Annotated in this window: 25 protein-coding genes; 8 read left to right on the plus strand and 17 right to left on the minus strand. The window is 71.9% G+C overall.

The window, feature by feature from the left end; genetic code table 11:
* Positions 1 to 2: 2 nt before the first annotated feature.
* Both FHU36_RS37310 and FHU36_RS37315 read right to left on the minus strand, forming a co-directional pair.
* On the minus strand, positions 3 to 890 hold the full coding sequence (locus tag FHU36_RS37310; RefSeq protein ID WP_185088734.1) for a serine/threonine-protein kinase: 888 nt from the start codon (positions 888 to 890) through the stop codon (positions 3 to 5).
* Between the two features lie 39 nt (positions 891 to 929).
* A complete protein-coding gene (locus FHU36_RS37315; protein ID WP_185088735.1) occupies positions 930 to 2,717 on the minus strand; it encodes an HsdM family class I SAM-dependent methyltransferase in 1,788 nt (595 codons plus the stop codon).
* A gap of 76 nt (positions 2,718 to 2,793) precedes the next feature.
* Here FHU36_RS37315 and FHU36_RS37320 point away from each other — a divergent pair, with 76 nt between their 5' ends.
* Together FHU36_RS37320 and FHU36_RS37325 are read left to right on the plus strand one after the other, a co-directional pair.
* Positions 2,794 to 3,564: a PP2C family protein-serine/threonine phosphatase gene (locus tag FHU36_RS37320; RefSeq protein ID WP_185088736.1), complete on the plus strand. Its 771-nt coding sequence runs from the start codon at positions 2,794 to 2,796 to the stop codon at positions 3,562 to 3,564.
* A 109-nt stretch (positions 3,565 to 3,673) separates the two neighbouring features.
* Positions 3,674 to 4,687, plus strand: coding sequence for a CHAP domain-containing protein (locus FHU36_RS37325; RefSeq protein ID WP_185088737.1), 1,014 nt, complete (start codon positions 3,674 to 3,676; stop codon positions 4,685 to 4,687).
* A gap of 193 nt (positions 4,688 to 4,880) precedes the next feature.
* Here FHU36_RS37325 and FHU36_RS37330 read toward each other — a convergent pair whose 3' ends face one another.
* The 4 genes from FHU36_RS37330 to FHU36_RS37345 are packed head-to-tail and all read right to left on the minus strand — an operon-like array spanning position 4,881 to position 8,414.
* The gene (locus FHU36_RS37330; protein ID WP_185088738.1) at positions 4,881 to 6,080 is read right to left on the minus strand and encodes an ABC transporter permease; all 1,200 of its coding nucleotides are present in this window, start codon (positions 6,078 to 6,080) and stop codon (positions 4,881 to 4,883) included.
* Positions 6,077 to 6,841 carry an ABC transporter ATP-binding protein gene (locus FHU36_RS37335; RefSeq protein ID WP_185088739.1) on the minus strand — a complete coding sequence of 255 codons (765 nt, stop codon included), beginning with the start codon at positions 6,839 to 6,841 and terminating at the stop codon, positions 6,077 to 6,079. The genes FHU36_RS37330 and FHU36_RS37335 overlap by 4 nt, the downstream gene beginning before the upstream one ends.
* Positions 6,838 to 7,896 (minus strand): peptidoglycan-binding protein, encoded by a 1,059-nt coding sequence (locus FHU36_RS37340; protein ID WP_185088740.1) that lies wholly within the window; start codon positions 7,894 to 7,896, stop codon positions 6,838 to 6,840. The genes FHU36_RS37335 and FHU36_RS37340 overlap by 4 nt, the downstream gene beginning before the upstream one ends.
* Positions 7,893 to 8,414, minus strand: a complete 522-nt coding sequence (locus FHU36_RS37345) for a hypothetical protein (RefSeq protein WP_185088741.1) — start codon at positions 8,412 to 8,414, stop codon at positions 7,893 to 7,895. The genes FHU36_RS37340 and FHU36_RS37345 overlap by 4 nt, the downstream gene beginning before the upstream one ends.
* Before the next feature lie 154 nt (positions 8,415 to 8,568).
* Between FHU36_RS37345 and FHU36_RS37350 the strand changes: the two genes are divergently transcribed.
* Positions 8,569 to 8,706, plus strand: coding sequence for a hypothetical protein (locus FHU36_RS37350; protein WP_185088742.1), 138 nt, complete (start codon positions 8,569 to 8,571; stop codon positions 8,704 to 8,706).
* Here the strand turns inward: FHU36_RS37350 and FHU36_RS37355 are convergent, their stop codons facing one another.
* Positions 8,707 to 9,132, minus strand: a complete 426-nt coding sequence (locus FHU36_RS37355; RefSeq protein WP_185088743.1) for a VOC family protein — start codon at positions 9,130 to 9,132, stop codon at positions 8,707 to 8,709. It abuts the gene before it with no gap.
* Between the two features lie 91 nt (positions 9,133 to 9,223).
* Between FHU36_RS37355 and FHU36_RS37360 the strand changes: the two genes are divergently transcribed.
* Together FHU36_RS37360 and icmF are read left to right on the plus strand one after the other, a co-directional pair.
* A complete protein-coding gene (locus FHU36_RS37360; RefSeq protein WP_185088744.1) occupies positions 9,224 to 10,204 on the plus strand; it encodes a helix-turn-helix transcriptional regulator in 981 nt (326 codons plus the stop codon).
* 245 nt (positions 10,205 to 10,449) lie between these two features.
* The gene (gene icmF / locus FHU36_RS37365) at positions 10,450 to 13,659 is read left to right on the plus strand and encodes a fused isobutyryl-CoA mutase/GTPase IcmF (protein ID WP_185088746.1); all 3,210 of its coding nucleotides are present in this window, start codon (positions 10,450 to 10,452) and stop codon (positions 13,657 to 13,659) included.
* Between the two features lie 4 nt (positions 13,660 to 13,663).
* Here icmF and FHU36_RS37370 read toward each other — a convergent pair whose 3' ends face one another.
* The 5 genes from FHU36_RS37370 to FHU36_RS37390 all read right to left on the minus strand — a co-directional run bounded on the left by FHU36_RS37370 (position 13,664) and on the right by FHU36_RS37390 (position 18,562).
* Positions 13,664 to 14,467, minus strand: coding sequence for an SAM-dependent methyltransferase (locus tag FHU36_RS37370; RefSeq protein WP_185088748.1), 804 nt, complete (start codon positions 14,465 to 14,467; stop codon positions 13,664 to 13,666).
* Between the two features lie 120 nt (positions 14,468 to 14,587).
* On the minus strand, positions 14,588 to 15,505 hold the full coding sequence (locus FHU36_RS37375; RefSeq protein WP_185088749.1) for a nitroreductase: 918 nt from the start codon (positions 15,503 to 15,505) through the stop codon (positions 14,588 to 14,590).
* A complete protein-coding gene (locus tag FHU36_RS37380) occupies positions 15,502 to 16,575 on the minus strand; it encodes a hypothetical protein (RefSeq protein ID WP_185088750.1) in 1,074 nt (357 codons plus the stop codon). The genes FHU36_RS37375 and FHU36_RS37380 overlap by 4 nt, the downstream gene beginning before the upstream one ends.
* Complete coding sequence (locus tag FHU36_RS37385; protein WP_185088751.1) at positions 16,572 to 17,030, minus strand: DUF4188 domain-containing protein; 459 nt, start codon at positions 17,028 to 17,030, stop codon at positions 16,572 to 16,574. Before FHU36_RS37385 ends, FHU36_RS37380 begins: the two co-directional genes overlap by 4 nt.
* A complete protein-coding gene (locus tag FHU36_RS37390; protein WP_185088752.1) occupies positions 17,027 to 18,562 on the minus strand; it encodes a phenylacetate--CoA ligase family protein in 1,536 nt (511 codons plus the stop codon). The genes FHU36_RS37385 and FHU36_RS37390 overlap by 4 nt, the downstream gene beginning before the upstream one ends.
* A 77-nt stretch (positions 18,563 to 18,639) precedes the next feature.
* Here FHU36_RS37390 and FHU36_RS37395 point away from each other — a divergent pair, with 77 nt between their 5' ends.
* The gene (locus FHU36_RS37395; RefSeq protein ID WP_185088753.1) at positions 18,640 to 19,392 is read left to right on the plus strand and encodes a helical backbone metal receptor; all 753 of its coding nucleotides are present in this window, start codon (positions 18,640 to 18,642) and stop codon (positions 19,390 to 19,392) included.
* An 8-nt stretch (positions 19,393 to 19,400) separates the two neighbouring features.
* Here the strand turns inward: FHU36_RS37395 and FHU36_RS37400 are convergent, their stop codons facing one another.
* From FHU36_RS37400 to FHU36_RS37420, 5 genes are read right to left on the minus strand one after another with little or no spacing between them, the layout of a single operon-like run.
* Complete coding sequence (locus FHU36_RS37400) at positions 19,401 to 20,579, minus strand: ROK family transcriptional regulator (RefSeq protein WP_185088754.1); 1,179 nt, start codon at positions 20,577 to 20,579, stop codon at positions 19,401 to 19,403.
* A gap of 2 nt (positions 20,580 to 20,581) precedes the next feature.
* Positions 20,582 to 21,430 (minus strand): carbohydrate ABC transporter permease, encoded by an 849-nt coding sequence (locus FHU36_RS37405; RefSeq protein WP_312892097.1) that lies wholly within the window; start codon positions 21,428 to 21,430, stop codon positions 20,582 to 20,584.
* Positions 21,414 to 22,331, minus strand: coding sequence for a carbohydrate ABC transporter permease (locus FHU36_RS37410; RefSeq protein WP_185088755.1), 918 nt, complete (start codon positions 22,329 to 22,331; stop codon positions 21,414 to 21,416). Before FHU36_RS37410 ends, FHU36_RS37405 begins: the two co-directional genes overlap by 17 nt.
* A 37-nt stretch (positions 22,332 to 22,368) precedes the next feature.
* Complete coding sequence (locus tag FHU36_RS37415) at positions 22,369 to 23,733, minus strand: ABC transporter substrate-binding protein (RefSeq protein ID WP_185088757.1); 1,365 nt, start codon at positions 23,731 to 23,733, stop codon at positions 22,369 to 22,371.
* Between the two features lie 31 nt (positions 23,734 to 23,764).
* Positions 23,765 to 24,652, minus strand: coding sequence for a sugar phosphate isomerase/epimerase family protein (locus tag FHU36_RS37420; RefSeq protein WP_185088758.1), 888 nt, complete (start codon positions 24,650 to 24,652; stop codon positions 23,765 to 23,767).
* Between the two features lie 112 nt (positions 24,653 to 24,764).
* Between FHU36_RS37420 and FHU36_RS37425 the strand changes: the two genes are divergently transcribed.
* Positions 24,765 to 25,793: a zinc-dependent alcohol dehydrogenase gene (locus FHU36_RS37425; RefSeq protein WP_185088759.1), complete on the plus strand. Its 1,029-nt coding sequence runs from the start codon at positions 24,765 to 24,767 to the stop codon at positions 25,791 to 25,793.
* Between the two features lie 3 nt (positions 25,794 to 25,796).
* The gene (locus FHU36_RS37430) at positions 25,797 to 26,582 is read left to right on the plus strand and encodes a sugar phosphate isomerase/epimerase family protein (protein WP_185088760.1); all 786 of its coding nucleotides are present in this window, start codon (positions 25,797 to 25,799) and stop codon (positions 26,580 to 26,582) included.
* Positions 26,583 to 26,625 lie beyond the last annotated feature (43 nt).

Genomic DNA, 26,625 nt, shown 5'->3' on the forward strand with positions numbered 1-26,625 from the left:
GCTCAGGTCAGCACGCGGCCCACCATGCGGGCGTACATGCGTCCCGGGCTCGGCGCCTGGGTGAGGAAACCGGGCAGCATCGGCAGCCCCACCGCGAACGGCTCCAGCCTCGCGAACAGCTCCTCCGCCCCCGACGGCCGGTCGTCCGGCCGTTTCTCCAGCAACTGCCCCAGCAACGCCCCCAGCGGGCCCGGCAGCCCCGGAACGGCCGGCGGCCGCTCCTTGACCTGCTTCTCGAAGACCACGTAGTCCGTCGGCCCGGTGAACAACTGCCGGCCGGTCAGCATCTCGTGCAACACGCACCCCAGCGAGTAGAGGTCGCTGCGCGGCTCGGCGACACCGTGCTGGATCTGCTCCGGCGCCATGTACGCGGGTGTGCCGAGGATCTGGCCGACCCTGGTGAACGTCGTGACGTCGGTGTCGCGCAGCATCGCCAGGCCGAAGTCGAGCACCTTCACGCTGCCGTCGGGGCAGAGCATGAGGTTGGTCGGCTTGAGGTCGCGGTGGCAGATCGACAGCGCGTGCGCGGCCGACAGGACGGCGCACGCCTGCGCGGCGATCCCGGCGGCCCACGGCACCGGCAGCGGCCCGTGCTCGCTCACCACGTCGGCCACGGTGACGCCCTCGATGAACTGCATCACCTGGTAGAGCCGCTGCTCGTGGGTGCCGAAGTCGTACAGGACCGGCGCTCCCGGATGCTCCAGCCGGGCCAGGATGCGCGCCTCGCGGATGAAGCGCCGCTCCAGCTCCTGGTCGGGGCCGCTCGGCAGGCGCAGCAGCTTGACCGCCACGCGGCGGTCGAGGTGCCGGTCGTGGCCCGCGTACACGGCTCCCATGCCGCCCTGGCCGAGGGGAAGGTCGTCGAGCACATAGCGGTCGCCGATGACCATTCGCCCTCCCCCCGCAGCCTTCCGGGAAAAACTACACCGTCAGGACTGCGGGTGCAGGTGGCCGTCGGCCAGCCCGTCGAGCCCCAGCCGGATGAGCGTCTGGCCGAGCGCCGACGTCTCGCGCAGGGCGTCCTCCAGCACCGCGAGCTGCCGGAACGCCTCGCCGTACGCGCCCTGCTCCGCCAGCGACAGGCGGGGCAGGCGGGTGCGCCGCACGTCGAACCGGCTGGACCCGGTGGTCACCCGCCCGCCGGCCGCGCGCAGGAACCCCGCCAGGAAGTCGGGGTCGAGCCGGCGCCGGTCGACCCGGTAGAGCGTCAGGTGCGGCCCCAGCACGCAGCCGCCCTCGGCCAGCACGCGCACGCTGGAGTAGGACGCCACCACGTCGCCCGGCTGCACCTGCACCAGACCCTGCCGCCCGCTCGTCCGCCCGGTCGGCGCCATGCCCTGGGCGAGGTCGTCGGCCGTGAGCACCGCCACGTCACCGGCGCCCGTCGCCATCCTGGCCGGCGCCTGCAGCACCGTCACCAGGCCCTCCTTGATGAGATCGCCGATCGTGGTGAACGGCTGGTCGAGCGGCTGCTCCAGCACCTTGAGGTCGGGCGGCGCTGCCGTGGCGGACAGGAAGCGGTCGCGGGCCTCGGTGAAGGCCCGGCCCAGGTCGTCGCGGCGCTGGTGGCGGGCCGGCGTCATGTCGACCTCGTCGGCCAGCAGGTCGATGATCCGCACGGTCTGGTCGGAGCGGTCGTCGAGGTAGGCCCGCCAGGCCGGCTCGACGACCGCCAGGTCGTCGGTGGCGTCGAGGATGAGCACGTCGGACGGCGGCCGCTCGCCGGCCGCGGGGCGGCGCAGCAGCCACAGGTCGGAACCGGGCAGCGCGACCACGGCGCGCAGGGCGCCGGCGCGCAGCAGGTTGGCCCGGATGCGCCGGCCCGCCTTGCGGCTGGCCGCGGCGGGCGGCATGAGGACGGCCACCCGGCCGCCCGGCCGGACGTGGGCCAGACAGTGTTGCACCCAGGCCAGCTCCGGCTCGCCGCGCGGCGGCAGGCCGTACTCCCAGCGCGGGTCGCCCGTCAGCTCCTCGTAACCCCAGGCGCGCTCGTTGAACGGCGGGTCGCACACGACCGCGTCGGCGCGCACCCCGGCGAACCCGTCGTGGCGCATCGAGTCGCCCGCGACGATCTCGGCGGCCACGCCGCGCAGCCGCAGCCGGGCCGCCGTGACGCGCGCCGAGGTGTCGCTGAGCTCCTGGCCCAGCACCCGTCCGGCCTTCGCGGCGAGCAGCAGCGTGCCGACGCCGCAGGCCGGGTCCAGGACCGTGCCCCCGCCGGCCGTGCCGCCATCACCGCCGCCGTCCTCGCCCCCGCCGGCGCCGACCAGCCTGACCATCAGCTCGGCGGTCTCCTCGCGGGTGATCGAGAGCTGCCGGGAGTGCGCCTCCAGGTAGCGCTCGCAGAGGAACTCGTACGCCGTGAGCGGGTCGTGCCGCTCGGCCAACTCGCTCACCAGCCCAGCCGGCTCGGGGTCGAGCGCACTGCTTCCGGTCGTCAGCAGCACCCCGGCCTCCGCCACCAGCTCGCCCAGGCGTAGATCTCCCGCGGCCCTGAGGCGTTGCCACACCCGATCTCCCAGGGAGACCTGGTAGGACTTCCCGTAGCGGCGCAACCACGCCTCGACCTGCCGGAGCGAGAACAAGGGTTGATTCGTGGTTCCTCCGACGGGACGGGGGAAGTCGTCGTGGCGGCGACGCCAGTTGCTCACCGCGGCACGCCCGACCCCGGCGAGCCGGGCGATGTCCCCGGCGTTCACGGTGGGGTCGTGGCTCATGTCGCCCACAGTAGTTCACAAGAGTCTTCAGCGCATCTGCTTGTGAAGTCTTTCAACCAATGATTTACTGCTGGGTATGAAGCACAACATCCGCTATGCCGCCGGATCAGATGTGGGCCGCCGCCGGGAGCAGAACGAGGACTCCGGCTACGCGAGCGGTCGGTTGCTCGTGGTGGCTGACGGGATGGGTGGACACGCGGCCGGCGAGCTGGCGAGCTCGGCGGCGATCGCCGTCATGCGCGAGCTGGATGCCACGCTTCCCGAGACGGGCGCCGACCTGGAGGCGGCGCTGGAGGGCGCCGTGCACGAGGCGGCGCGCAGGCTGGTCGAGCTGGCCGAGATCGACCCCGCGCGCAGGGGAATGGGGACCACGGTGACCGCCCTGCTGTGGGACGGCTACCGGTTCGCCCTGGCTCATCTCGGTGACTCCCGCGGATACCTGCTTCGCGATGGTGCTCTCTACCAGATGACCAAGGATCACACACTTGTGCAGTCGATGGTGGACGAAGGGCGGATAACGGAGGATCAGGCCGCTGTGCACCCCCGTCGTTCCATGGTGTTGCGGGTGCTGGGCAGCGAGGGCAGGGCCGAGCCCGACATGGCGCTGCGCGAGGCCGAGCCCGACGACCGCTACCTCCTGTGCTCCGACGGGCTCACCACCGTCCTCGGCCCCGAGACGCTGCACGAGGTGCTGACCACGATCGCCGACCCGGCCCTGGCCGTGCAGCGGCTCATCGACCTGGCCAACGAGGGCGGCTCGCCCGACAACGTGACCGTGATCGTGGCCGACGTCGTGCCGCCGGGCACCGGAGACGAGCAGGTCTACCGGGTCGGCGCCGGCACGTAGGGTCACGCCTGTCACTTCTGTCACTGGGTTCGCCACTTTGCCCGTGTACGGCGCGTGATCACGATGGCGGGATTAAAGTCCATCGTGATCTGCCCGATTTCTGGGAGGAGTGGCCCTGGACCCGATCGCGGAAGCCCTGCTGAAGCAAGTCCGCCAGGAACTCGGCTATCGGGAGAAGGGCGGCCAGCACACCAAGTTCGGCCACTGGTACGCCGAGCGCGTCCAGGACCCCCAGTACCGCGACGCGCCGTGGTGCGACATGTTCATCGCCTGGGCGGCCGACAGGGCCGGGGTCGCCGACTACGTGGGGCAGTTCGCGTGGACGCCGTCCCACGCCGTGTGGTTCATCAAGCAGGACGCCTGGAGCGCCGAGCCCGAGCCGGGGGCGCTGGTCTTCTTCGACTGGAAGGGCGGCAAGAGCTACCAGGGCGTGGATCACGTCGGCATCGTCGAGCGGGTCTCCGGTGACAAGATCCACACCATCGAGGCGAACGTCGACCGGGTCTGGCTCAAGCGCAAGGTCCGCGAGACGGACAAGGTCGTCGGCTACGGGCTGCCGCGCGTCGTCCAGGCCAACGCCCGGCTCACCGAGATCCGCAGCACCGAGCAGCCGCTCGCGCCCGTGCCCGGGGCCCGGGAGGCGCAGGGCTCGCCGTTCGACGTCTTAGGCACGCCGCAGGCGCTGCTGGCCGCGATGGTGCTGACGACGATCGTCCTGTCCCTCCGCTTCGCCGGCCGCCGCCGCGGCACCCACCGCCGCTTCCCCGGCCCCTGGAACGCACCACACCCCCACACCCCGCGCCCTCCCACGGCACGCCGCCCCGCGCAAGGCCACCCCGCTGAAGGCCGCCCCACGCAAGGCCGCCCCACGCAAGGCCGCTCCACCGGGAGCCGACCCATCGCGGCCCAGCCCACCGGCGCGAGTTCCGCCACCCCGTGCGCACCGGGTCCGGGCGCCGCAGCCGGGGCGGCCGAGGGGGCGTCCGGTCCGCCGCCCGCGCCGCACCCCGTGGCCGTTCCCAGGGCGCGTGTGCCCGCCGGAGCCGGGCACGCCGGCACTCCCACCCGGCGCAGACCGTACGAGCCGACGCCCCGACGGGACAGCGGAACTCGCTCGGGCTGACCATCGAGGACTCCGCCGCCAAGCCGGCCGCCTGGACCTCCCGGAGGGCGACACGCCGGGGCCGCGCGGCCCCGGCCGTACGATGACGAGCGGCGTGGTCGAGCGCAGGCTTGCCGTCCTCGACGCGGAGATCGCCCGCCTGACCCGGCTACCGCGAGTGACTCGCCGCGAAAGCCGGGATGGAGGACGGCTCTCAGGTGGCGGCGAGGGCGACCGTGGGCGACAGGCGGGCGGCCCGCATCGCCGGGTAGAGGCCGGCGGCCGTGCCGATGACCAGGGTCGCCGCGACCGCGCCGCCGATCGCCCACGGCGGCACCACGGGCGGCCAGCCCCGCGACAGCGCGTAGCCGGCGCTGGCCAGCGCGCCCAGGGCCGCCCCCGCCGTCCCGCCCAGGGCCGACAGCAGCAGCGACTCCGTCAGGAACTGCACGCGCACCTGCCCCCGCGTCGCGCCGAGCGAGCGGCGCAGCCCGATCTCCTTGCGCCGCTCCAGCACCGAGATCACCATCGTGTTGGCCACCCCGACACCGCCGACCAGCAACGCCACCGCGCCGAGGCCGAGCAGCAGGTTGGTGAACGCCCCGGCCGCCGCGGCCCGCGCGGCCAGCGCGTCGGACGGCCTGCTGACCTCCACCTCGCCGGGGCTCTCGGGGTTCACCGTACGGGCCAGCACCGCGCGCACCGCGTCCACCGCCTCCTCTCCGGAGCGCTCGTAGACGGTCGTGGGATGCCCGTCGAAGCCGAGCAGTTCCTGGGCGGCCGGGAAACCGACGAGGGCCGAGCGCTCGATCTCCTGCGCCAGCGGCATCGGCTCCAGCACGCCGACGACGGTGAACCACCGCCCGCCCAGCCACACCCGCACACCGGTCCTGGCGATGCCGAGCCGTTCGGCGGCCTCGGAGCCGAGGACGACGGCGGGCTCACGCTCGGTGGCGGCGTTCAGCCAGGCGCCCACGGCCACCCGGCCCTCCAGGGTGACGAGCAGCTCGGTCGTCGCGGCCTGGACGGCGATGCCGCCGGTGACGGCCTCGGGGATGCGGTCGGTACGCCGGACGGTGGCCTCGACGACGCCGGTCGCCGAGGCGGTGCGGACCGGGCCGATGCGCTTGACCATCTCCAGCGCCGTCGTCGGCAGTGTCGCCTCCTCGCCGAACATGGTGCGTCCCGGCGCGACCGTGAGCAGGTTGGTGCCGAGCCGGTCGAGCTGGCGCATGAGCTGCTCGCGGGAGGAGGACGAGATGCCGATCACCGCGATCATCGTGGCGATGCCGATGGCGATGCCGAGCGCCGACAGGATCACCCGGGCCGGCCGGGCCCGCAACCCGGCCGCGCCCACCCGCAGCACGTCGGCCGCGCTGAGCCGGGCCGGTCCCGGCCGCCGTTCCCGCCTCATGCCCCGGCCCCTTCCGTGCTCTCCACCCGCCGCCTCCCGCCTGCGTCGGCGACGATGCGGCCGTCGCGCAGGCGCACCTGGCGGGGGCACCAGGCGGCGATCTCCATGTCATGCGTGATCACCGCGATCGTCGTGCCGGTCGCGTGCAGGTTGCCCAGCACGCCCAGCACCTCGGCCCCCGCGCCGGAGTCGAGGTTCCCGGTCGGCTCGTCGGCCAGCAGCAGCCGCGGATCGCCCGCCACCGCGCGCGCCACGGCCACGCGCTGCTGCTCGCCGCCCGAAAGCTGGTGCGGCCGGTGGCCCAGCCGGTGACCGAGACCGACCCGCTCCAGCGCCGCGGCGGCCCGCTCGCGCCTGACCCGCCGCGGCGTGCCCGTGTACAGCAGCCCGTCGGCCACGTTGTCGAGCGCGCTCATCCCCGGCGCGAGGTGGAACTGCTGGAAGACGAACCCCAGCACCCGCCCCCGCAACGCCGACAGCTCCCGGTCCGAGAGCTCGGCGACGTCCTGCCCGGCGATGCGCACGGTGCCACCGCTCGGCCGGTCCAGCGTGCCGATCATGTGCAGCATCGTCGACTTGCCCGACCCGGACGGCCCCACGATGGCGACCAGCTCTCCGTCGGCGATCGCCAGATCCACCCCGCGCAGCGCGTGCACATCGCCGCCGTGCACCTTGGTCACGCCGTGGAGCTCGACGACGTACCGCTCGCCGCTCCCCGGGCCTTCCACCCTGCTGCGCGCCGCGCTGTTCGGCACGCTCATGACGCCGGCACCCCCACCTTCATGCCCTCGGCCAGCCCGGCACCCTCGATCTCGACCATGCCGCCGCCGTACCCGCCGGTCTCGACCGCGACGATCCGGGTGGCGGCGCCCTCGACGACCTCGACGCCGAACCCGCCCTCGCGCAGCGCCAGCAGCGCCTCCACGGGCACGGCCAGCACGTTCTCGCGACGCTCGCTCTCCATCTCGACCTCGACCGGCGCCTGGTCCAGCCGGGTTTTCGGCGTCTTGGCCAGGGTGATGTCCACATCGACGGTGACGTTGGCGTCCTGCCCCTGACCGCTGGTCTCGGCCACCGTGCCGACCGAGGCGATCTTCCCGGTGACGCGCTCACCGCCGGGCAACTCCACCGTCACGCGGGCGCCCTTGCGAGCCATCGCCTGGTCACCCGCGTCAAGGTCGACGTGGACGAGCCTGCGCACGCCGCTGACCGTGAGGACCCGCCGGCCGGGGGAGGTCCGGTCGCCGACCTCGACGGCCGCATCGGTGACGCGGACCACCGACGGCAGGAACACCACCTGCGCGGCGTCCACCCGGCCGGACTCCGGCAGCCCCCGGTCCTCCTGCCACTCCTTGACCGCCAGGAAGGTGGCGTAGGAGAAGTGGTCGTCCACGGTCAGATCGTCGCCGTAGCCGAGCGCCTTGAGGTTGCGTTCGAGCTGCTCCACATCCGGCCCGTCCTCGACGCCCTGCCGCAGCTCCCGGTACAGCGGCAGGCCGCCGTACATGAGCACCAGCGGGCGGCGGTCCACCCTGAGCAAGGGGCGGCCGCGGCGGACCACCGTGCCCTCGGGCGGCGCCCACGTCACCGTGCCGGACCCGGCGGCGGCGACCCGGCGCTCGCCGGAGTACGTGAGAGCGCCGGTGACGGTCTTGGTGTCCACCAGGTCCCGCCGGGCGATCTCCGCGGTGGCGGGAACGGGCGGCGCCGGGGGCGCGACCGCCGTCGTGCGGCCGTCGCCGAACGCGGCCACCGCGGTCCAGACCGCCGCGATGACGAGCAGTCCGCCTCCGGTGAGGATGAGGCCGCGTCTCATGGCCGGCCCCCGCCGGGCTCGAAGTCCTTGCACGCCTCGTGCGCGGCCTTGACCTTCTCCTCCGGCGTCCCCCGCGGGATGTTGATCTCGATTCGGCCGTCGGAGGACGGGTCCTTCATGGGGATGCCGTGCTGGCGCATGCACTGGGCGAACTTCAGCACCTGGTCGAGCGTCTCCTTGTCGGGTTTGCCGTGGAGCTCGCCGACCGCGGCCTCCATGAAGTGCTTGCACGCCCGCTGGGCCTCGTCGACCTTGCCCTTGTCGTCCCGGCCGGCCTTGATCCTGATCGCGCCGTCGGGGGCGGGGTCGTCCATGTCGACGCCGTGCTCCCGCATGCATTGCGCGAACTTCAGCTGGGCCTCCCTGCGGTCGGCAGGGGCGGACGCCGAGGCGGACGTGGTGGCGCTGGGCTTCGCGCCGCCCGCGCCGGCGACGCCGTCGTCCCGCTCCGCGGGGGCGCCGCAGGCCGTCAGGGCGACGGCCAGGACCGCTGTGGCCAGTAACGGACGCATGTTCATGCTCGTATCTCCTCGGCGCGCCGGGTCGTGCGCCCGGGGCGCGACGTCCACTTCAGCGGCCTCGGTGCTAAACCCGGATAAGCGACCTGGCGCGCCCTATCCGCGGCTAACACGTGGTGCGCCACGCTTCGGAGCGAACGGAAGGGGGCCCGGGATGCGGGTGCTCGTCGTCGAGGACGAGGAGGAGCCGGCCGACGCCATCGCGCGAGGTCTGCGGCCGCACGCGATCGAGAACGTGTCCGGCAGGGGATACCGGCTGTGTGCGACCGCCCGCCACCCGGACTCGCGGTAGTCAGGAGGCGTTGTAGTCGCTGACGACGTCCACGACCCAGGTGACGCCGAACCGGTCGGTCAGCATGCCGTACAGGGGCGCCCACTGCGCAGGTCCCAAGGGCTGCAGGATGGTCGCGCCGTCGGCGAGCTTGTCCCAGTAGCCGGTGATCTCCTCGGCCGCGTCGCCGCGGAGCGAGATGAAGAACGCGGTCTCGCCCCGGTGGTACGGCAGGCGCGCGGGCACGTCGTAGGCCATCACGTGGAAACCGTTGCCGGAGGTCACCTGGCCCCACATCACCTGATCTGCCTCGGCCGGCTCCTGGATGTCGCCGGCGTCCTTGTAGGTGACCACGGCCACGTCCCCGCCGAACACGGACTGGTAGAAGGTGAGCGCCGCGCGGGCGTCACCGCGGAAGTTCAGATGGGTCACGGACTTGACGGACATGGTCTGCTCCTTGTCGCTCGGTTCCTGAGGCGCTCACCGTCGCAGGAGTAGCGGACAGGTTGTGGCCGCTTCTTGCGGCACGATGGGAACCGTGCAGAAAACCTCAGCGCGACTGCTGGCGTTGCTCTCGCTGCTCCAGGCGCGCAGGGACTGGCCGGGAGCGCTGCTGGCCGACCGGCTGGAGGTGAGCCCCCGCACCGTGCGCCGAGATGTCGACCGCCTGCGCGAGCTCGGCTATCCCATCCTGGCGACCAAGGGCCCCGACGGCGGCTACCGGCTCGACGCCGGGTCACGACTGCCCCCGTTGCTGTTCGACGACGAGCAGGCCGTCGCCCTGGGCGTCGCCCTCCAGATCGCCGCCATCTCCGGGGTGGGCATCGAGGAGGCCGCGGCGCGCGCGTTGAACACCGTCCGGCAGGTCATGCCCGCACGGCTGCGCCACCGCATCGACGCCCTCCAGGTCACCGCCGCCGAGCCGCCCGCGTCCCGACCTGAGCCGCAGGTCGACAGCGGCGTGCTCGTGGCACTCGGCACCGCCGTCCACGCCCGCGAAGAACTGCGCTTCGACTACGCCGGCGGGGAGCCCCGACGAGTGCACCCCCATCACCTCCTCACCTGGGGCGGGCGCTGGTATCTCGTCGCGTGGGACCTCGACCGCGAGGATTGGCGCACCTTCCGCGCCGATCGCATCATCCCCCGCACCCCGACAGGCCCTCGCTTCACCCCGCGCGAGTTGCCGGCGGCTGACCCGGCCGCCTTCGTGACCGCCAGGTTCCGCGGGTCCGCCGGCTCAGGCGACTGGCCCTGCCGCGGCGAGGTGATCCTCCACCTCTCGGCGGCCGAGGTGTCCCCCTACATCCGCGACGGAGTCGTCGAGGCACTTGGCCCCGATCGCTGCCGGCTGGTCCTGGGCTCGTGGTCATGGCCGAGTCTGGCCGCCGCGGTCGGCAGATTCGACGCCGACTTCGAGGTCGTCGGCCCGGCCGAACTCAGGGACGCCTTCGCGCACCTGGCCCGCCGCTACGCCGACGCCGCGACCGGCGCACCCGCCACGCCGCCTGCGATCCCATGAGCCAAGCGCACCTCGACTCCGGGGCCGCCACGCTGCCGAGGTGCTGATTTCGCCCCTTTCGATCAGGGGAGGTGGTGTGGGCTTCGCGCTCTGGCGGACCCGCGTTGCCTTGCCCGTTGGGCGGCCTCCCGGGGCGGATGCCGGTGACTGCCCGCGGAAGAACAGTCGGCCACCCCGTCCGGTGGGAAATAGTAGGACGTCCTAGTATCTTCGTAGTGAGGCCCCCCACAAAGGAGTGAGAAGCCGTGCACGTACCGGTTCATCCCGTCCGATTCGTGACGGCTGCGGCGCTGTTCGACGGCCATGACGCGGCGATCAACATCATGCGGCGCATCCTCCAGTCGCAGGGAGCGGAGGTCATCCACCTCGGGCACAACCGGTCGGTGGACGAGATCGTCACCGCGGCCATCCAGGAGGACGTCCAGGGCGTGGCGATCAGCTCCTACCAGGGCGGCCACGTCGAGTTCTTCAGCTACCTCGTGCAACTGCTGCGCGAGCGCGGCGCCGGCCACGTCCGGGTGTACGGCGGAGGCGGCGGCGTCATCGTGCAGGACGAGATCGACCTGCTCCACTCCCGCGGGGTGGCCCGCGTCTTCTCGCCCGAGGACGGCCAGCGCCTCGGGCTGCCCGGGATGATCAACAAGCTGGTCGAGGAGTGCGACGTCGAGCTGGCCGGCGAGCCCTCGGTCGAGGCCGTCGTCTCCGGCGACCAGGCGGCCCTCGCCCGGACGATCACCCTCATCGAGACCGGACGCGCCACGGACACGCTGCTCGACGGGCTGCGGGCGGCCGGGAGTGAGCGGCGCGCCCCCGTACTGGGCGTCACGGGCACCGGCGGCTCGGGCAAGTCGTCGCTCACCGACGAGCTGGTGCGGCGCTTCCGGGTGGACAACGACGACAAGCTGCGCATCGCGATCATCGCCATCGACCCCACCCGCAGGAGGGGCGGCGGCGCGCTGCTGGGCGACCGCATCCGCATGAACAGCCTGGGCCCCCAGACCTACTTCCGCTCCCTGGCCACCCGGGGCGCCGCCAACGAGGTGCCCGCCTGCCTCGACGACGTCGTGACCGCCTGCCGCTCCGCGGGCTACGACCTGGTCGTCGTCGAGACGCCGGGCATCGGCCAGGGCGACGCCGGGATCGTGCCGCACGTGGACGTGCCCGTCTACGTCATGACGCCCGAGTTCGGCGCGGCCTCCCAGCTCGAGAAGATCGACATGCTCGACTTCGCCGAGGCCGTGGTGATCAACAAGTACGAGCGGCGCGGCGCCGAGGACGCCCTGCGCGACGTGCGCCGGCAGCTCGTGCGCAACCGCGAGGCGTTCGGCGTGCCGCCGGAGGAGATGCCGGTCTTCGGCACGATCGCCGCCCGCTACAACGACGCCGGCGTGACGGCCCTCTACCACCACCTCAAGGGCCTGCTGACCGGCAAGGGGATGCAGGCCGGCCCGGGCCTGCTCGCGCCGGTGCGCGGGCGCACGTCCGAGGTCTCCGCCGCGATCGTGCCGCCCGCCCGCGCCCGCTACCTCGCCGAGATCGCCGAGACCGTCCGCGCCTACCACGCCGAGACCGAGTCCCAGGCCGAGGTGGCCCGCCGCCGCCAGCAGCTCGCCGCCGTGCGCGCCCTGCTGGAGGGGGACGACGACCGGCTGGCCGAGCTGGAACGGCGGGCCGGGCTGGAGCTGAGCGACGAGAGCCGGGCGCTGCTCGACTCCTGGCCCGCCACCCGGGAGCAGTACACCGCCGACGAACTCGTCGTGAAGGTGCGCGACCGGGAGATCCACACGCCGTTGTGGCGTGAGACGCTCTCGGGCAACCGCATCCCCAGGGTGGCCCTGCCCCGCCACACCGACCACGGCGAGCTGCTGAGGTTCCTGCGCGCCGAGAACCTGCCCGGCAGGTTCCCCTTCACGGCCGGGGTGTTCCCGTTCAAGCGGGACGACGAGGACCCGACTCGGATGTTCGCCGGCGAGGGCGACCCGTTCCGCACCAACCGGCGCTTCAAGCTGCTGTCGGAGGGCCAGCCCGCGACCCGGTTGTCCACCGCGTTCGACTCGGTGACGCTGTACGGCAACGACCCCGACCTGCGGCCCGACATCTACGGCAAGGTCGGCACGTCCGGCGTCTCCATCGCGACGCTCGACGACATGAAGGTGCTCTACGACGGCTTCGAACTGACCGCGCCCAACACGTCGGTCTCCATGACGATCAACGGCCCGGCCCCGACGATCCTGGCGTTCTTCCTCAACGCCGCCATCGACCAGGCTCTCGACAGGTGGCGCGGCGAGCACGGACGCGAGCCGGGCCCCGAGGAGGCGCGCGAGGTGCGGGCGCGCACGCTCGCCACCGTCCGCGGCACGGTCCAGGCCGACATCCTCAAGGAGGACCAGGGCCAGAACACCTGCATCTTCTCCACCGAGTTCTCGCTGCGGATGATGGCCGACATCCAGGAGTGGTTCATCGCCAACGGGGTGCGCAACTTCTACTCGGTGTCGATCTCCGGCTACCACATCGCCGAGGCCGGGGCCAACCCGATCAGCCAGCTCGCCTTCACCCTGGCCAACGGCTTCACCTACGTCGAGGCGTACCTGGCGCGCGGGATGAGGGTGGACGACTTCGCGCCCAACCTGTCGTTCTTCTTCTCCAACGGCATGGACCCCGAGTACAGCGTGCTCGGCCGGGTGGCCCGCCGCATCTGGGCGGTCGCGATGCGCGAGAGGTACGGAGCCGGCGAGCGCTCCCAGAAGCTCAAGTACCACATCCAGACCTCGGGCCGGTCGCTGCACGCGCAGGAGATGGACTTCAACGACATCCGCACCACCCTGCAGGCCCTCATCGCCGTCTACGACAACTGCAACAGCCTGCACACCAACGCCTTCGACGAGGCCGTCACCACCCCGTCGGCCGACTCGGTGCGGCGCGCGATGGCCATCCAGCTCATCATCAACCGCGAGTGGGGCCTGGCACGCAACGAGAACCCGCTGCAGGGCTCGTACATCATCGACGAGCTGACCGACCTGGTCGAGGAGGCGGTGCTGCGCGAGTTCGAGCGGCTGTCGGACCGGGGCGGCGTGCTCGGCGCGATGGAGACGGGCTACCAGCGCGGCCGGATCCAGGACGAGTCGATGCTGTACGAGACGCGCAAGCACGACGGCTCGCTGCCCATCATCGGCGTCAACACCTTCCGCAACCCGCGCGGCGACGAGCCGCAGCAGGGCAAGCTGGAGCTGGCGCGAGGCACCGAGGAGGAGAAGCGGTCGCAGCTCGACCGGCTGCACGGCTTCCACGAGCGGCACCGCGGCGAGTCGCCCGCCGCGCTGGCCCGGCTGCGCGAGGTCGCCATGTCCGACGGCAACGCCTTCGAGGTGCTCATGGAGACCGCCCGGGTCTGCTCGCTGGGGCAGATCACCGACGCCCTGTTCGAGGCCGGCGGCCAGTACCGCCGCAACGTGTGAGCGGTCAGACCTTGCGGCCGACCCCGCCCAGCGCGAGCGACGCGGTGGGGTCGGCCGCGAAGTCGATCACGTCGGCCTCCTCGGGACGCCACTGCGGCAGCCACACCAGCCCCGGCTCGGCCGGCTCGAACCCGGCCAGCAACTCCGCGATCCGCTCCCGGCCGCGCGGGTGGAGGGGGACGCCGGCGCGCCCGTAGACCTCGGCGGCCGCCTCCACGGTGGCCGGCCTGGCGTCGCCGGTGACGTGCGACAGCACGAGGTGGCTGCCGGGCGCCATCGCCCGGCGCAGCGTGGCGACGATGTGGGCGGGGTCGTCGGCGTCGCCGACGAAGTGCAGGACGGCGCCGAGCACGATCCCGACGGGCTCGGCGAAGTCGATGACCCGCAGCAGGTCGGGATGCTTCAGGATGCCGCCGGGGTCGCGCAGGTCGCCCTCCACGACGGCCGTGAGGTCGTCGTCGGCCGGCAGCGCCCGGACGTGGGTGAGGACGACGGGGTCGTGGTCCACGTAGGCCACGCGCGCCCCCGGCGCGACCTGCCGGGCCACGTCGTGCACGTTCGTCGGCGCGGGCAGCCCGGCGCCGATGTCGACGAACTGCCGCACCCCCGCCGCCGCCAGCTCCCGGACGGCCCGCAGCACGAAAGCCCTGTTGGCCCGCGCGGCCCCGCGCGTCTCGGGCGCCGTCCGCAGGATCTCCTCAGCCGCCGCCCGGTCCACCGCCAGGTGGTCCTTGCCCCCGAGGAAGTAGTCGTAGAGCCGGGCGACGTTGGGTGTGGTGGGATCGAAACCCCGTGGTGCGCGCTCCAACCGGCGATCCCCCGATCCAGAGACGATCTTTTGCTGAGAGTGTACGGATTCGTCATGCCATTTGTGGAGCAGTCAGCGGAATTCAACAGAATATTGTTCGATTCCGGGCCGCCGGCGCCGTCAGGTCCGCACCCTCGCCGACCGCGCGGCGGGTGCCTTCGGCCGGCCGACCCTCGCCACGTGGAGCAGGGTCAGCGGGTCGGCCACGCCCAGCCGGTCCGCCAGCGCCTCGCGGGTCCGGTCGCAGTCGATGATCTGGCTGAGCGGGTGGGTGGTGTGGCCGAGGCCCGCCAGGGTGAGCCAGTGCCGCATCAGCGTCCGGCCGAGCTCCACCTGCTCCGTCACCGGTCCGACGAGCACCAGCACGTCGCCGTCGTGGTCGAGCAGCCCGCCCGAGGCGGCGGCCAGCACCCTGGGCAACCCCAGCCGCCGGAGCACCGGGTGGAGCGCGAGCGAGGCGCGCAGCCCGAGCGCCTGTGCCGCGCCCAGTTCCAGGGCCCGGTCGGTGAGCCCGTCGAGCCGGTAGCGGGGATGGCGCGGGGTCAGCCGCAGCCAGGCGCGCAGCTCCCGCGTCACGCCGGGATCGCCGAACTGGTGGAGATCGGCCGCGCGGAGCAGCCCGGCCAGGTCGCGGCAGGGCAGCCGGTGGACCCCGGTGAGCCGATCGGCCACCTCGGCGGGCAGCCGTCCCGGGTGGTAGCCGCCGCGGTTGACGCCGCGCGCCCGCACGTCGGCGGTCGTGAAGGGCGTCCGGTACGGCTCCGGCGCCCGATGGAGGAACCCCACCCGCAGCGGCCCCGGATCGGCGCGGAAGGCCACGTCGAGGCCGGCGTCCGCGCACACGATCAGGCAGCACTCGACGAACGCGCCCAGGCTCAGGCGCAGGTCGCGGCCGGTGGGGTCGCTGATGGGCAGCGCCCGGTCCGGGTCCCAGCCGACGGCAACCTCCTGCGCGGTGTAGGTGAGCGTCCACGGCTGGGTGTTGTGCGCGCTGGGCGCGCGCCAGAAATCCGGTTCGAGGGCTCGCAGCTCTCTCACGTCAGGTCCTTGCCGTAGAAGGTGTAGCCGTGCAGCGGGCGCCCGCCCATCGCGACGTACTGGGCGGCCGATCCGGGGTTGACCCGCTCGACATAGGTGCTGCGCAGCGTGTGGTAGCCGCCGCGGCGCAGCCCCGCGTGCAGCTCGCGGGAGAGCAGCCGCATGTAGCCGCGCCCCTGCTCGCCGGGGACCGTGCCCTTGACGACGAGCACGGCCTCGCGCCGGTACCGGGACCTGGTCGCCAGCAGGCGGAGCTGGTTGAGCGGGTGCAGGTCGCCGCGGGTGTCCGCCACGAACGCGGAGATGTCGGGCAGGCAGAGGACGAAGGCGATCGGCCGGTCCGCCTTCGTCAGGTAGAGCAGCAGCGCCTCGTCCAGGAGGTGGCTCAGCCCGTCGGTCTGCGCGGCGAGCTGGTCGGCGGAGATCTGCGTGTAGTAGCCGAGCTGGGCGAAACTGGCGTTGAGCAGCTCGCGCAGGATGGGAAGTTGCTCACGGAAGCGGCGGCGGTCGCCCCGGTGCACCCGCAGCCGCTCCGCCTCGATCCGCGCGTCGTCGAAGGCGAACACCGGCTCGCCGGGGACCGGGCAGATCCAGGTGTCGGACTCGAACCGGCGGGTGAAGCCGTACCCCTCGTAGGCGGCCGGGTAGGAGGGGCGGTTCCACGCGCTGTCGATGAAGCCGCGCTCCTCGAAACCCGAGGTGATGACCCCGCCCGCCTGGTTGGGCAGCAGCGAGACCGGCCCGAACACCGCCTGCCTGCCGCCCTCGCGGGCGGCGGCCTGGATGCCGTCGAACAGCTCGCCGGCCGCGTCCTCGGCGAACTCGGTCAGCCCGAACAACTGCGTGGCCCGGCCCAACCGGGCGTCGAGCGCCGCGTCGGTGTGCAGGGTGGTCCGCGCGACCACCTGCCCGCGCCGCCGGAGCACGCTCAGCCGTACGCCGCCCTTCCACCACGCGCGGACCTGCGCGTGCAGGGGCGGGATGTAGCGTGGCTCGCCCGCGTAGAGCTGGTCGGTCAGCACGAGGAAGTCGCGCAGGTCGCGCCGGGTCTCGACCGGCTGGAGCGTCACCCGCGCCTCACCCGCGGACCCTCGCCGTCCCCGGCGGCCCGTTCGGTGGACAGCGGGGTGAACGTCTCGATGTGCGCCATCGGGCCGCCCTCGGCGCGCCAGACGCCGTTGCTGTAGCCCTCCGGCTCGGCGTTGTAGAGCCTGATGTACCCGCCGGTGGCGTTCTTCGAGCCGTCGGTCACCCACTGCATGAGCCTGCGGTGGTGGCGGCTGCGGGCGAAGCGCAGCAGCGCGTCGCGGTCCTCGAAGAAGGCGAGCGTGCCCAGCGTGTACGGGAACTCCCAGTAGATCTTGTGCCAGCGGTAGCCGCGCATCCGCTTCATGTCGCGGACCATGCGGAACCACGTCAGGGTGAGCGTGATGATCGACAGCGGCCCCCGGTAGCGGGTGGCCCCGACGAACATCGCGGTCGCCTGCCCCTGCGGCGGCGTCTTGCTGAAGTCGGTGGTCCTCATGCGTCCTTCACCAGGTAGACGTTCTTCATCTTCGTGAGCCCGGCGAACGGCCCCTCGCCCAGGCCGTGGGTGCTGACCCGCAGGTCGGCGGCGGTGGGGTCCTCCTTGAGCGACTCGGCGAAGTCGCGCGAGACGGCGCTCAGGTGGGTGACCACGCCCTTGCGGCAGATCTCCGCCAGCTCCTCGCGGTCCACGTCGCCGCGCACCTCGATATTGATCACCGGCCGGTACTCCAGGCCGGGCAGCTCCTCCAGCGACAGGCAGAACCTGTTGATCGCGGCGGCGTGCGGGTTGCCCTGGTAGAGGCCGTACTCCACGTCCTGCGGGTAGAGGTTGGCGCCCATGTAGGAGATCGTCGAGTCCGCGCGGCCGAACAGGAACAGCAGCGGCAGGTTGAGCCGCTCGTCGGTCCACGCGCCCGCGTACTCGGCGCCGAGGGCCCGCTCGACCTCGGCCAGCGTGTGCAGCCTGGCCTCGTCGCCGACGTTGTAGCGCAGCTTGGGCTGCAGGCAGCTCTTGGTGTTGATCGTGCACAGCAGCTCGCCGCGCTCGTTGACCTCCAGGAAGGTCTCCAGCGGGTTGTAGTGGAAGATCATCGGGAGCCGCTGCTCGCCCGGCCCGAGCAGCACGTCGCGCAGCCGCCGGTCGGTGGCCAGGCGCTTGCGCAGCCGGACGCTGAACCCGCTCTCGGCGCCCATGCCGATGGTCAGGTCGCTGGCGCCGTAGCCCGAACGGACCTCCTCGAAGCGCTCCTCCAGGTAGTCGCGGAGCGCCTCGGTCATGCCCTCGCCGCCGACCATGCCGCGGATCCGGTAGTCGTGCCACGGGAAGCCGGTCTCGTCGAGCCGGTCGCGCAGGTGCTTGAGGAACGGCGGGTAGGCGGCGATCACGTAGTCGTAGCCGGGGCCGAAGTGCGCCAGCGTGTCGGCGATCTTCTCCAGGTCGGGGCCGGTGTTCTTGACCATCGCGACGCGGGCCATGGCGGTGCCCGTGGTGGTGCCCGTGGCCCAGGCGCCCATCGAGTACGCGTTGATCACGAACAGCTTCTCGCCCGGGAAGACGAGCGTGATGTAGCCGGCGGCGTTGCGGTAGATGCCCTTGAGCTCCCGCGGGCCGCGCACCCAGTTGTACGGCTTGCCGCTCGACCCGGACGACTCGTCCACGATCACGCCGGCCCGGTGCAGCCGGCCCTCCTGGCAGCGGCTCGCCTCGTCGTAGACACCGGCGTAGTTCTGCTTGGTGGTCTCGGGGAAGTCGGCCAGCCTCCTGGCGTGCGCGGCGCCGTGACCGCGCAGGAAGTCGCGGTAGGCGGGCACGTCCACGGCCGCGAACTGGCAGGCCACCCGGGCGTGCCGGGCGGCCACCCGGTCCAGGACGGGGTGGTAGGTGCGGGCGACGAACCGCCACACGGCCGGGTGCGTCGAGCCCAGCCGGTAGGCGCCGGTCAGCAGCCAGGAGTAGGCCTGGAGTCTGGCCCTGCGCCAGCGTTGCCGGGGGGTGAGCGGCCCCAAAGTGGGACTCAAGCGGATCATAAGGTCGAAAGCTAGCGAGTCCCTCTGAAAGCTCGCTAGACAGGCACTTACACTCGGGCGCGGCTAGGGTGGCCAGAATGAAGGACGACACGGGGGCCGCGGTGCGCGTGCCCGATACCGTGCGGCGGATCGTGTCGCTGGTCCCCTCGCTGACCGAGTCCGTGGCGGCGACCCTCCCCGGCGCCCTGGTGGGTGCCACCGACTGGTGCTCCCACCCGCCCGGCCTGGACGTCGCGCGGGTGCGCGGCACCAAGAACCCCGACCTCGACGCGATCCGGCGGTTGCGTCCCGACGTGGTGCTCGCCAACGCCGAGGAGAACCGCGAGCCGGACCTCGCGGCGCTGCGTGAGGCGGGCCTGGCCGTGTGGGTGACCCGGATCGAGACGCTGGACGGGGCGTTCGCCTCCCTCGGCCGCATGTTCCGGCACGCGTGCCGCACCACCCCGCCCGGCTGGCTGGAACGGGCCGAACGGGTGTGGCGGGCGCCCGCCGGGGGACCGCACCGCACGGCGGTCATCCCGATCTGGCGGCGGCCGTGGATGGTCGTGGGGCGCGACACGTTCACCGGCGACGTGCTGGCGCGGCTCGGCGTCGGCAACCTCTACGCCGGTCACGCGGAGCGCTACCCCAAGGTGCCGCTGCCCGAACTGGCGGGGAGCGCGCCCGACCTTGTGGTGCTGCCCGACGAGCCGTACGCCTTCTCGGCCGCCGACGGCCCCGAGTGCTTCCCCGGCCTGCGGTGCGTCCTGGTGAGCGGCCGCGACCTGACCTGGTACGGGCCCTCCCTCGTCGGGGCCCGCGCCCGCCTGGAGGCGGCCCTCGCCGGGTAGCCCGGCCGTCAGGAGGCGGGGGTCCTGGCCCGGTTCCGGGGCCGGCCGCCCTCGGCGAGGGCGGCGTCGACGGACTCCGGACTGAGGACGTGCTCCATGACGATCACCGCAGTGCCCACGATCCCGGCCCGCTGTCCCAGGGAACTGGTCGCGATCTCCAGGTTGCGGGTGGTGTACGGCAGGCTCCGGGAGTAGACGCTCTCCCTGATGCCCGTCAGGTAGTGCTCCCGGGTCTCGGCCATGTCGCCGCCCAGCACCAGCACGCCGGGGTTGAGCAGGCTGACCGCCGTGGCCAGCAGGACGCCGAGCGTGCGGCCCGCCTCCTGGGTGCGCGCGATCGCCGTGGGGTCGCCGGCGTTGACCAGGCGCACCACGTCGGCGCTGGTCTGCTGCCCGAGGTCGCGGGCCAGGGCGTGGCCGCTGGCCAGCGAGGCGACGCACCCGCGCGAGCCGCAGGTGCACACCCGGTCGTCGCTCATCCGCAGCCGGACGTGCCCGATGTTGCCGGCGGCCTCCTCGGCGCCCCGGTAGATCCCGCCGTCGAGGATGACGCCCGTCCCGATGCCGGTGGAGACCTTGACGAGCACCAGGGCGCGGGTGCGGCGCCACGACGACCACCACTCGCCGAGGGCCATCGCGTTGGCGTCGTTCTCCACCAGGATCGGCACGTCGAAGTCGGCCCGCAGCGCCTCGCCGATCGGATGGTCGTCCCAGCCCGGCATCAGGAACGACCTGACGACCTTGCCCGCCGTGTGGTCGACCGAGCCGGGCAGGTCGACGCCGATGCCGCAGACCTGCTCGCGCGGCCGGCCGGCCCGGTCGAGCAGCCGCTGGAACGCCTCCCGCACCCACGACAGGACGGCGTCCGGCCCGCGCTCGATGCGCATCTCGATGCGCTCCTCGGCCAGTGGCCGGGCGGCGAGGTCGGTGAGGGCGACGTGCGCGTGGCCGGCCCCCAGGTCGGCCACCAGCACCAGCCGGCTGGTGGCGTCGATGTCGAGCACCGAGGGCGGCCGCCCGCCCCCGGAGCTCTCGACGCCCGACTCGTGGATGTAGCCGGCCTCGATCAGCCGGTCGACCCGGTCGGTGATCGTCGAACGGGACAGGCCGGTGTGGTCGATGAGTGCCTTACGGGTGCGGCAGGAGCCATCGCGGATGAGCTGGAGGATCTGTCCTGCCGTCAGCATGGTCAGCCTTTCTCTGCTCCTGCCGTGAGGCCCTCCGTCAGCAGCCGCTCACCGGCGAAGAATATGATCACGATGGGCAGCGTCAGGACCACCGACCCAGCCATGAGCACCGTGGTCGGGATCTCGATACTGCCCGCGAGCTGGGAGAGCCCCAGGGAGACCGTCCAGCTCTCCCGCCTCTCGACGAGGAAGAGCAGGGCGAACAGGAACTCGTTCCAGGCGATCATGAACGCGTAGAGGCCGGTGGCCATGAGCGCGGGCTTGGACAGCGGCAGCACCACCCGCCAGATGGTCGACAGGCGCGTGCACCCGTCGATCGCCGCCGCCTCCTCCACGCTCTGTGGCACGGTCTCGAAGTAGTTGCGGAGCATGTATACCGTGACCGGCACCGTCTGCGCGATATAGACGAGGATCAGGCCCACCAGAGATCCCCGCAGCCCGAGCATCGTGAAGAGCACGAACAGCGGGATGGCCAGCACGATCGCCGGGAACAGGTAGACGGCGAGGAACAGGAAGTGCACCTGCCGCCGCCCGAAGAAGCGCAGCCGCGCCACCGCGTACGCGCCCGGGATGGAGATCAGCAGCGTGACCGCCACCGACGCCACGGCGACGACGAGGCTGTTGCGCATGAACGTGAGGAACCCCTGCCGGGTCAGCACGTTGACGTAGGTGTCGAAGGTGAAGGCGCTCGGCCACAGCGAGCCGGGGTCGAGGATCAGCTCCTGGATGTCGCGGACCGACAGCATCACCATGTAGACGAACGGGAACGCGGTGACCAGGAAGAGGACGGCGATCACCAGCGGCCGGAGCACCCGCAGCGCCCCCCGCTCGACCCTATCCCTGCTCGGCACGTTCGCCACCTCCGAAGAACCTCAGGTAGACGACCAGGAAGACCACGAGCACCACGGCGAGCACGATGGCCTGCGCGGCCGAGGCGCCGATGTCGTCGCGGGCGGTCAGGAAGTTGTAGACCCGGACGCTGACCACCTCGGTGCCCGCCCCGCCGCCGGTGAGCAGGTAGACGTCGTCGAACTTGGTGAAGGTGAACACGAAGCGCAGCACCGACAGCAGCGCGATGATCCGCCAGAGCTGCGGCATGATCACGTAGCGGAAGCGCTGCGTGGGCGTCGCCCCGTCCACCACGGCCGCCTCGTCCAGCTCGGCGGGCAGCGCCTGGAGCCGGGCCAGGACGAACAGGAACGCGAACGGGAAGTAGCGCCACGCCTCGAACGCGATCACGGTCAGCAGCGCCACCGGCACCTCGACGCCGAGGAAGGTGCCCTTGGCCTGGCTGAGGAAGGCGATCGGCTGGCTGAGCCAGGTGTTGACGATGCCGTACTGGGGGTTGAGCATCGTCTCCCACAGGAAGGCCACGGCCACCACCGGCGCCACGTACGGCACCAGGATCGAGGCCCTGACCAGCGTCCGGCCCCGGAACCTGTCGCGCAGCGCCAGCGCGGCCACCAGCCCGATCACGATGGACAGCGCCGTGCCCGCCACCGTGTAGACGAGCGTGTTGACCAGCGCCGACCAGAAGCCGGGCTCGGCCAGCACGTAGGAGAAGTTCTCCAGCGTGTAGCGGCCGAACAGGCCCGCCTGCCGGATGTTGATCAGCCGGACGTCCTGGAACGCCAGCATGATCGCCCAGAGCAGTGGCAGCACCACCACGACCAGCGTGATGACGAGGGTGGGGGAGATCAGCGCGAGTCCCGCCCGGCCCTCCTGCTCGCGAAGTGTCCGGACACGCCTCACCCGGCACCCCCTCGCGAGGTGCCCCGTGCGCGGGCCGTCACTGGCGGATCCCGCGCTTGATGGTCTCGACGTCGTTCTTGGCCTGCGCGGCGGCCGCCTCGGGGGTGAGCGCGCCCTCGACGACCTGACTCAGCGCCTTCGGCACCGGCAGCTCGCCCATGGTGGCGCCGACCAGCTTGCCCTGGCCCTGCGCGATGCCCCAGCGGGCGAAGGTGTCGGGGCTGGCGCGCAGCGCGTCGAGCACGGCGGCCGGGTAGACGTCGGCGAGCGGCTTCTTGGTGTCCACCCCGGCGGGCAGCTTGTTCCACCTGTCCTCGAAGCCCTTGCGGGTCGGGAACTTGCCCTCGGGCGCCATGCCGATCCACCGCTCGTAGCCCTCGTTCATGGCGAACGAGATCCACTTGGCGGCGGAGTCCGCGGCCGCGTCACGGGGCACCACCCACGAGACGATCTCGCCGTACTGCGCGGGCTCGCTCGCGTCGGGCCCTTTCAGCGCGGTGACGACCCCGGTGTTCTCGGCCAGCCACTCGGGGTCGGTGCGGCACTCCTGGCAGCTCGGCAGCGCGTCCTTACGCAGCCCGGCCAGCTCGTCCAGGATGAACGAGGACCAGATGGTCATCGCGGCCCTGCCGGAGAAGTACGTGGCCCGGGTGGAGTCGACGTCCTGCTTGCCCTTGACCGAGTAGTCGCGGGCCAGCCCGGTGTAGAAGGAGATCGCCCTGACGCACTGCGGCGAGCCGAGCGTGACGTTGCCCGCGTCGTCCACGAGCTGGCAGCCGTTGGCCAGGGCCACGTGCTCGAAGCTCTGGGCCGTGAACGTGTCCTTGGGGGCGATGGCCAGCGTGATGCCGGCGACGCCACCGGTGTTGAGCCGCTTCGCCGCCGCCTCCACGGCCTCGTACGTCTGGGGCGGCTGGAGCCCGGCCTTGTCGAACAGGTCCTTGCGGTAGAGGAGGAGCTGCGCCCAGCCGTCGCTGGGCACGCCGAGCAGCTTGCCGTCGGAGGTGCTCAGTTCGAGGGCGCGCGGCGAGAACGTCTCGCGCCCGAGCTGGTCGACGACCTTGGCGGGGGTCTCGGTGTCGAGCAGGTCGTTGGTCTCCAGCTCGCGTACCGACGCCAGCGGCAGGGCCCCGATCACGTCGGGCAGCTTGCCGGCCGCGGCGGCCGAGGTGATGACCTGGCTGAACTGGTCCTCGGCGACTCCCACGAGGTTGACCTTGATGCCGGTCTTCTTCGTGAAGTCCGCCGCCATCTGCTTCTGGACGGCCATCCGGTCCTCGAGGTTCTCCTCGGTCCAGACGGTGATCTCGTTCGCGGCCGTCTCACTGTCGTCGCCGCAGGCGGCCAGCGTTGCCGCGGCCAGGACGGCGGCGGAGAGAACGGCGGTGACCTTGTTGGGCATGGCACGCTCCTCCAGAGGGGATATGCCGCCCTTACCCCCTGACAAGATGGCGCAACGTCCCGTAAGCGATACCGAGACCGGTCTGTACCCTCTCCGTGCTGCCGCTGTGGACGTGGTCCTCGTGCTCGACCGAGACCACGCCGTCGTAGCCACCCGCGCGGAGTGCGCCGATCACCATCGGCCAGTCGATCTGGCCCAGCCCCGGCACCCGGAACCGGTACCAGCCCTTCTCTCCGTTGATCGGCCCGTAGAACCCGAAGCGGTTGACCGCGCCGGGCAGGATCTCGGTGTCCTTCGCCTGCACGTGCGCGATCTCCGAGACGTACGGCATGGCGGCCGCCACCGGGTCGATGCCCAGCGGGACCAGGTGGGACGGGTCGTAGTTGAGCTTGAGACCGAGGGTGAACATCCACTCCCACAACTCGGGGGAGTAGGCCAGGTTGCCCGGATAGCCGTCGGGGTGCCAGCCCTTCATCAGGCAGTTCTCGATCACGATCTCGACCCCGCGGTCCCGGGCGTACCCGACCAGGGGCTTGAACACGCCGGCCGCCCGCTCCAGGTTGTCGCGGACCGGCAGGCCAGGGTCGCGCCCGACGAACGTGCCGACGGTCGGGCAGCCCAGCGCGGCGGCCGCGTCGACGCACCGGCGCAGGTGAGCGTTCACCTGCGCCCCTGCCTGTGGGTGCAGATTGTTCTCGTAGTAGGCGATCGAGGAAAGGGTCAGTCCGGTCTCTGCGAAGATTCTCCCGACCCGCTCCTGTTCAGCTTGGTCAAAAGTATCTACTCTGATGTGATTTCGGTCGTCCGGAGAAGGCCATCCGGCCACCTCCAAAGCCTCGAAGCCCTGGTCGGCAGCCCATCGGGCGATGTCGGCGAGATCGTCTCCGGGGAGACAGGCGGTCAGAAAACCGAGTTTCACAGGGAACCTCCGTCGAAGTCGTAGACTTAAGAGTGTTCTTGGCGCAACTATGGTTTGCAAACAAGCACTAAACCTTTACCTTATGCATGATCAAAAAACGTAAGTGTGGGGAATGCACGTCATCACCTTTCAAGAACCGGGCCTCGTCCACGTAGGCCTGGAGCCGCCCGCCCCGCTGGAGCCGGGTTGCGTGCGGGTGCGCACGATCTACTCGGGGGTCTCCGCGGGCACGGAGCTGACCGCCTACCGCGGCACCAACCCCTACCTGACCCGCAAGTGGGACACCGAGCGCCGGCTCTTCACCGAGGGGCAGACGCATGCCTACCCACTCTCCGGGTGGGGCTACCAGGAGGTGGGCGAGGTGGTGGAGGCGGCTCCCGACGTCGCCGATCCGCCCGTCGGCAGCCTCGTCTGGGGCATCTGGGGCCACCGCGCCGAGGCGGTCGTGCCGGCCGCCAGGCTCACCGGTCACGTGCTCCCGCCCGGAGCCGATCCGCTGAGCGGTGTCTTCGCCCGCGTCGGCGCCATCGCCATGAACGCCGTACACGCCGCCGACCTGCACATCGGCGACCAGGTCGCGATCTTCGGGCAGGGCGTCATCGGCCTGCTCGCCACCCGCATGGCCGTGCTCAGCGGCGCCCGGGTGGTCGCGGCCGACGCCATCCCGGCCCGTCTGGAGCTGGCCCGCGACTACGGCGCCGCGGAGACGTTCGACGTGCGGTCGGGTTCGGTCGCCGAGTTCATGCGCAAGCGCGTCGAGGGCGCCGACACCGTCATCGAGCTGAGCGGCAGCCACCAGGGACTGCACGAGGCGATCAGGACCGTCCGCAAGGGCGGCAGGGTCGTGGCCGCCGGTTTCTACCAGGGCGACGGCGTCGGGCTGCGCCTCGGCGAGGAGTTCCACCACAACCAGGTGCAGCTCGTCTCCTCCCAGATCGGCGGGGTCGCCTCCTGGCTGGCGCACCGCTGGGACGTCGAGCGCATGCAGCGCACCTTCATGGAGCTGGTGCACCGGGGCGAGATCGGCGTCCTCGACCTGGTCAGCCACGTCGTCCCCGCCGCCGAGGCCGCCGCGGCCTACGAGCTGCTCGACAAGCACCCGTCAGATGTACTCCAGCTCGTCTTCCGATTCGAGGAGTGACACGTGAAGCTTTCCGCCCAGGAGCAGCTTCTGCCCGGCCGCACCCTTCAGGAGAAGTTCGCCTTCGCGGTGGAGGCCGGCTTCGACGCCATCGAGCTGCGCGGCAAGGGTGACTTCCACTTCGCCGGGCGCCTGACGGAGCTGAAGCGGGCGCTGGCCGACGGCGTGGTCATGCCGACGGTGTGCGTGGACATGCCGCACTTCATCGGTGACTTCGACCCGGCCAGACGGACGGACGCGATCCAGCAGCTCCGGTCGCAGCTCACCGTCATCGCCGAGCTGGGCGGCATCGGCGTGATGACCCCCGCCTCCTGGGGCCAGTTCTCGCGCCGGCTCCCGCCGTTCGAGCCGCCGCGCAGCCCGCACGAGGACCGCGAGGTGCTCACCGAGGCGCTCGGGGTGCTCGGCGAGCACGCCCAGCGCAACGGCGTGCTCATCATGCTGGAGCCGCTCAACCGGTACGAGAACCACATGGTCAACACCCTGGCCGAGGCGGTCTCCTACTGCGCGATGGACTCCATCCGGGTCGTCGGCGACACCTACCACATGAACATCGAGGAGGACGACCCCTGCCGCTCGCTGCTGGACGCGGCGCCCTACCTCGCCCACATGCAGATCAGCGAGTCCAACCGCAACCAGCCCGGCACCGGCCACCTCGACTGGGGCGCCCAACTGGCCGCGCTCGACGCGGCGGGCTACGACGGCTACCTCGCGCTGGAGTGCCGCCTGCGCGGCGAGCCCGAGATCGTCCTGCCCCAGACCGCCGCCTTCATCAGGAAGTTCCTGTGATCCTCCGTGAAGCCGTGCGCGTGCTGGTCGCCAACTGGGACGG

The sequence above is a fragment of the Nonomuraea muscovyensis genome, assembly GCF_014207745.1.
Taxonomy (GTDB): domain Bacteria; phylum Actinomycetota; class Actinomycetes; order Streptosporangiales; family Streptosporangiaceae; genus Nonomuraea; species Nonomuraea muscovyensis.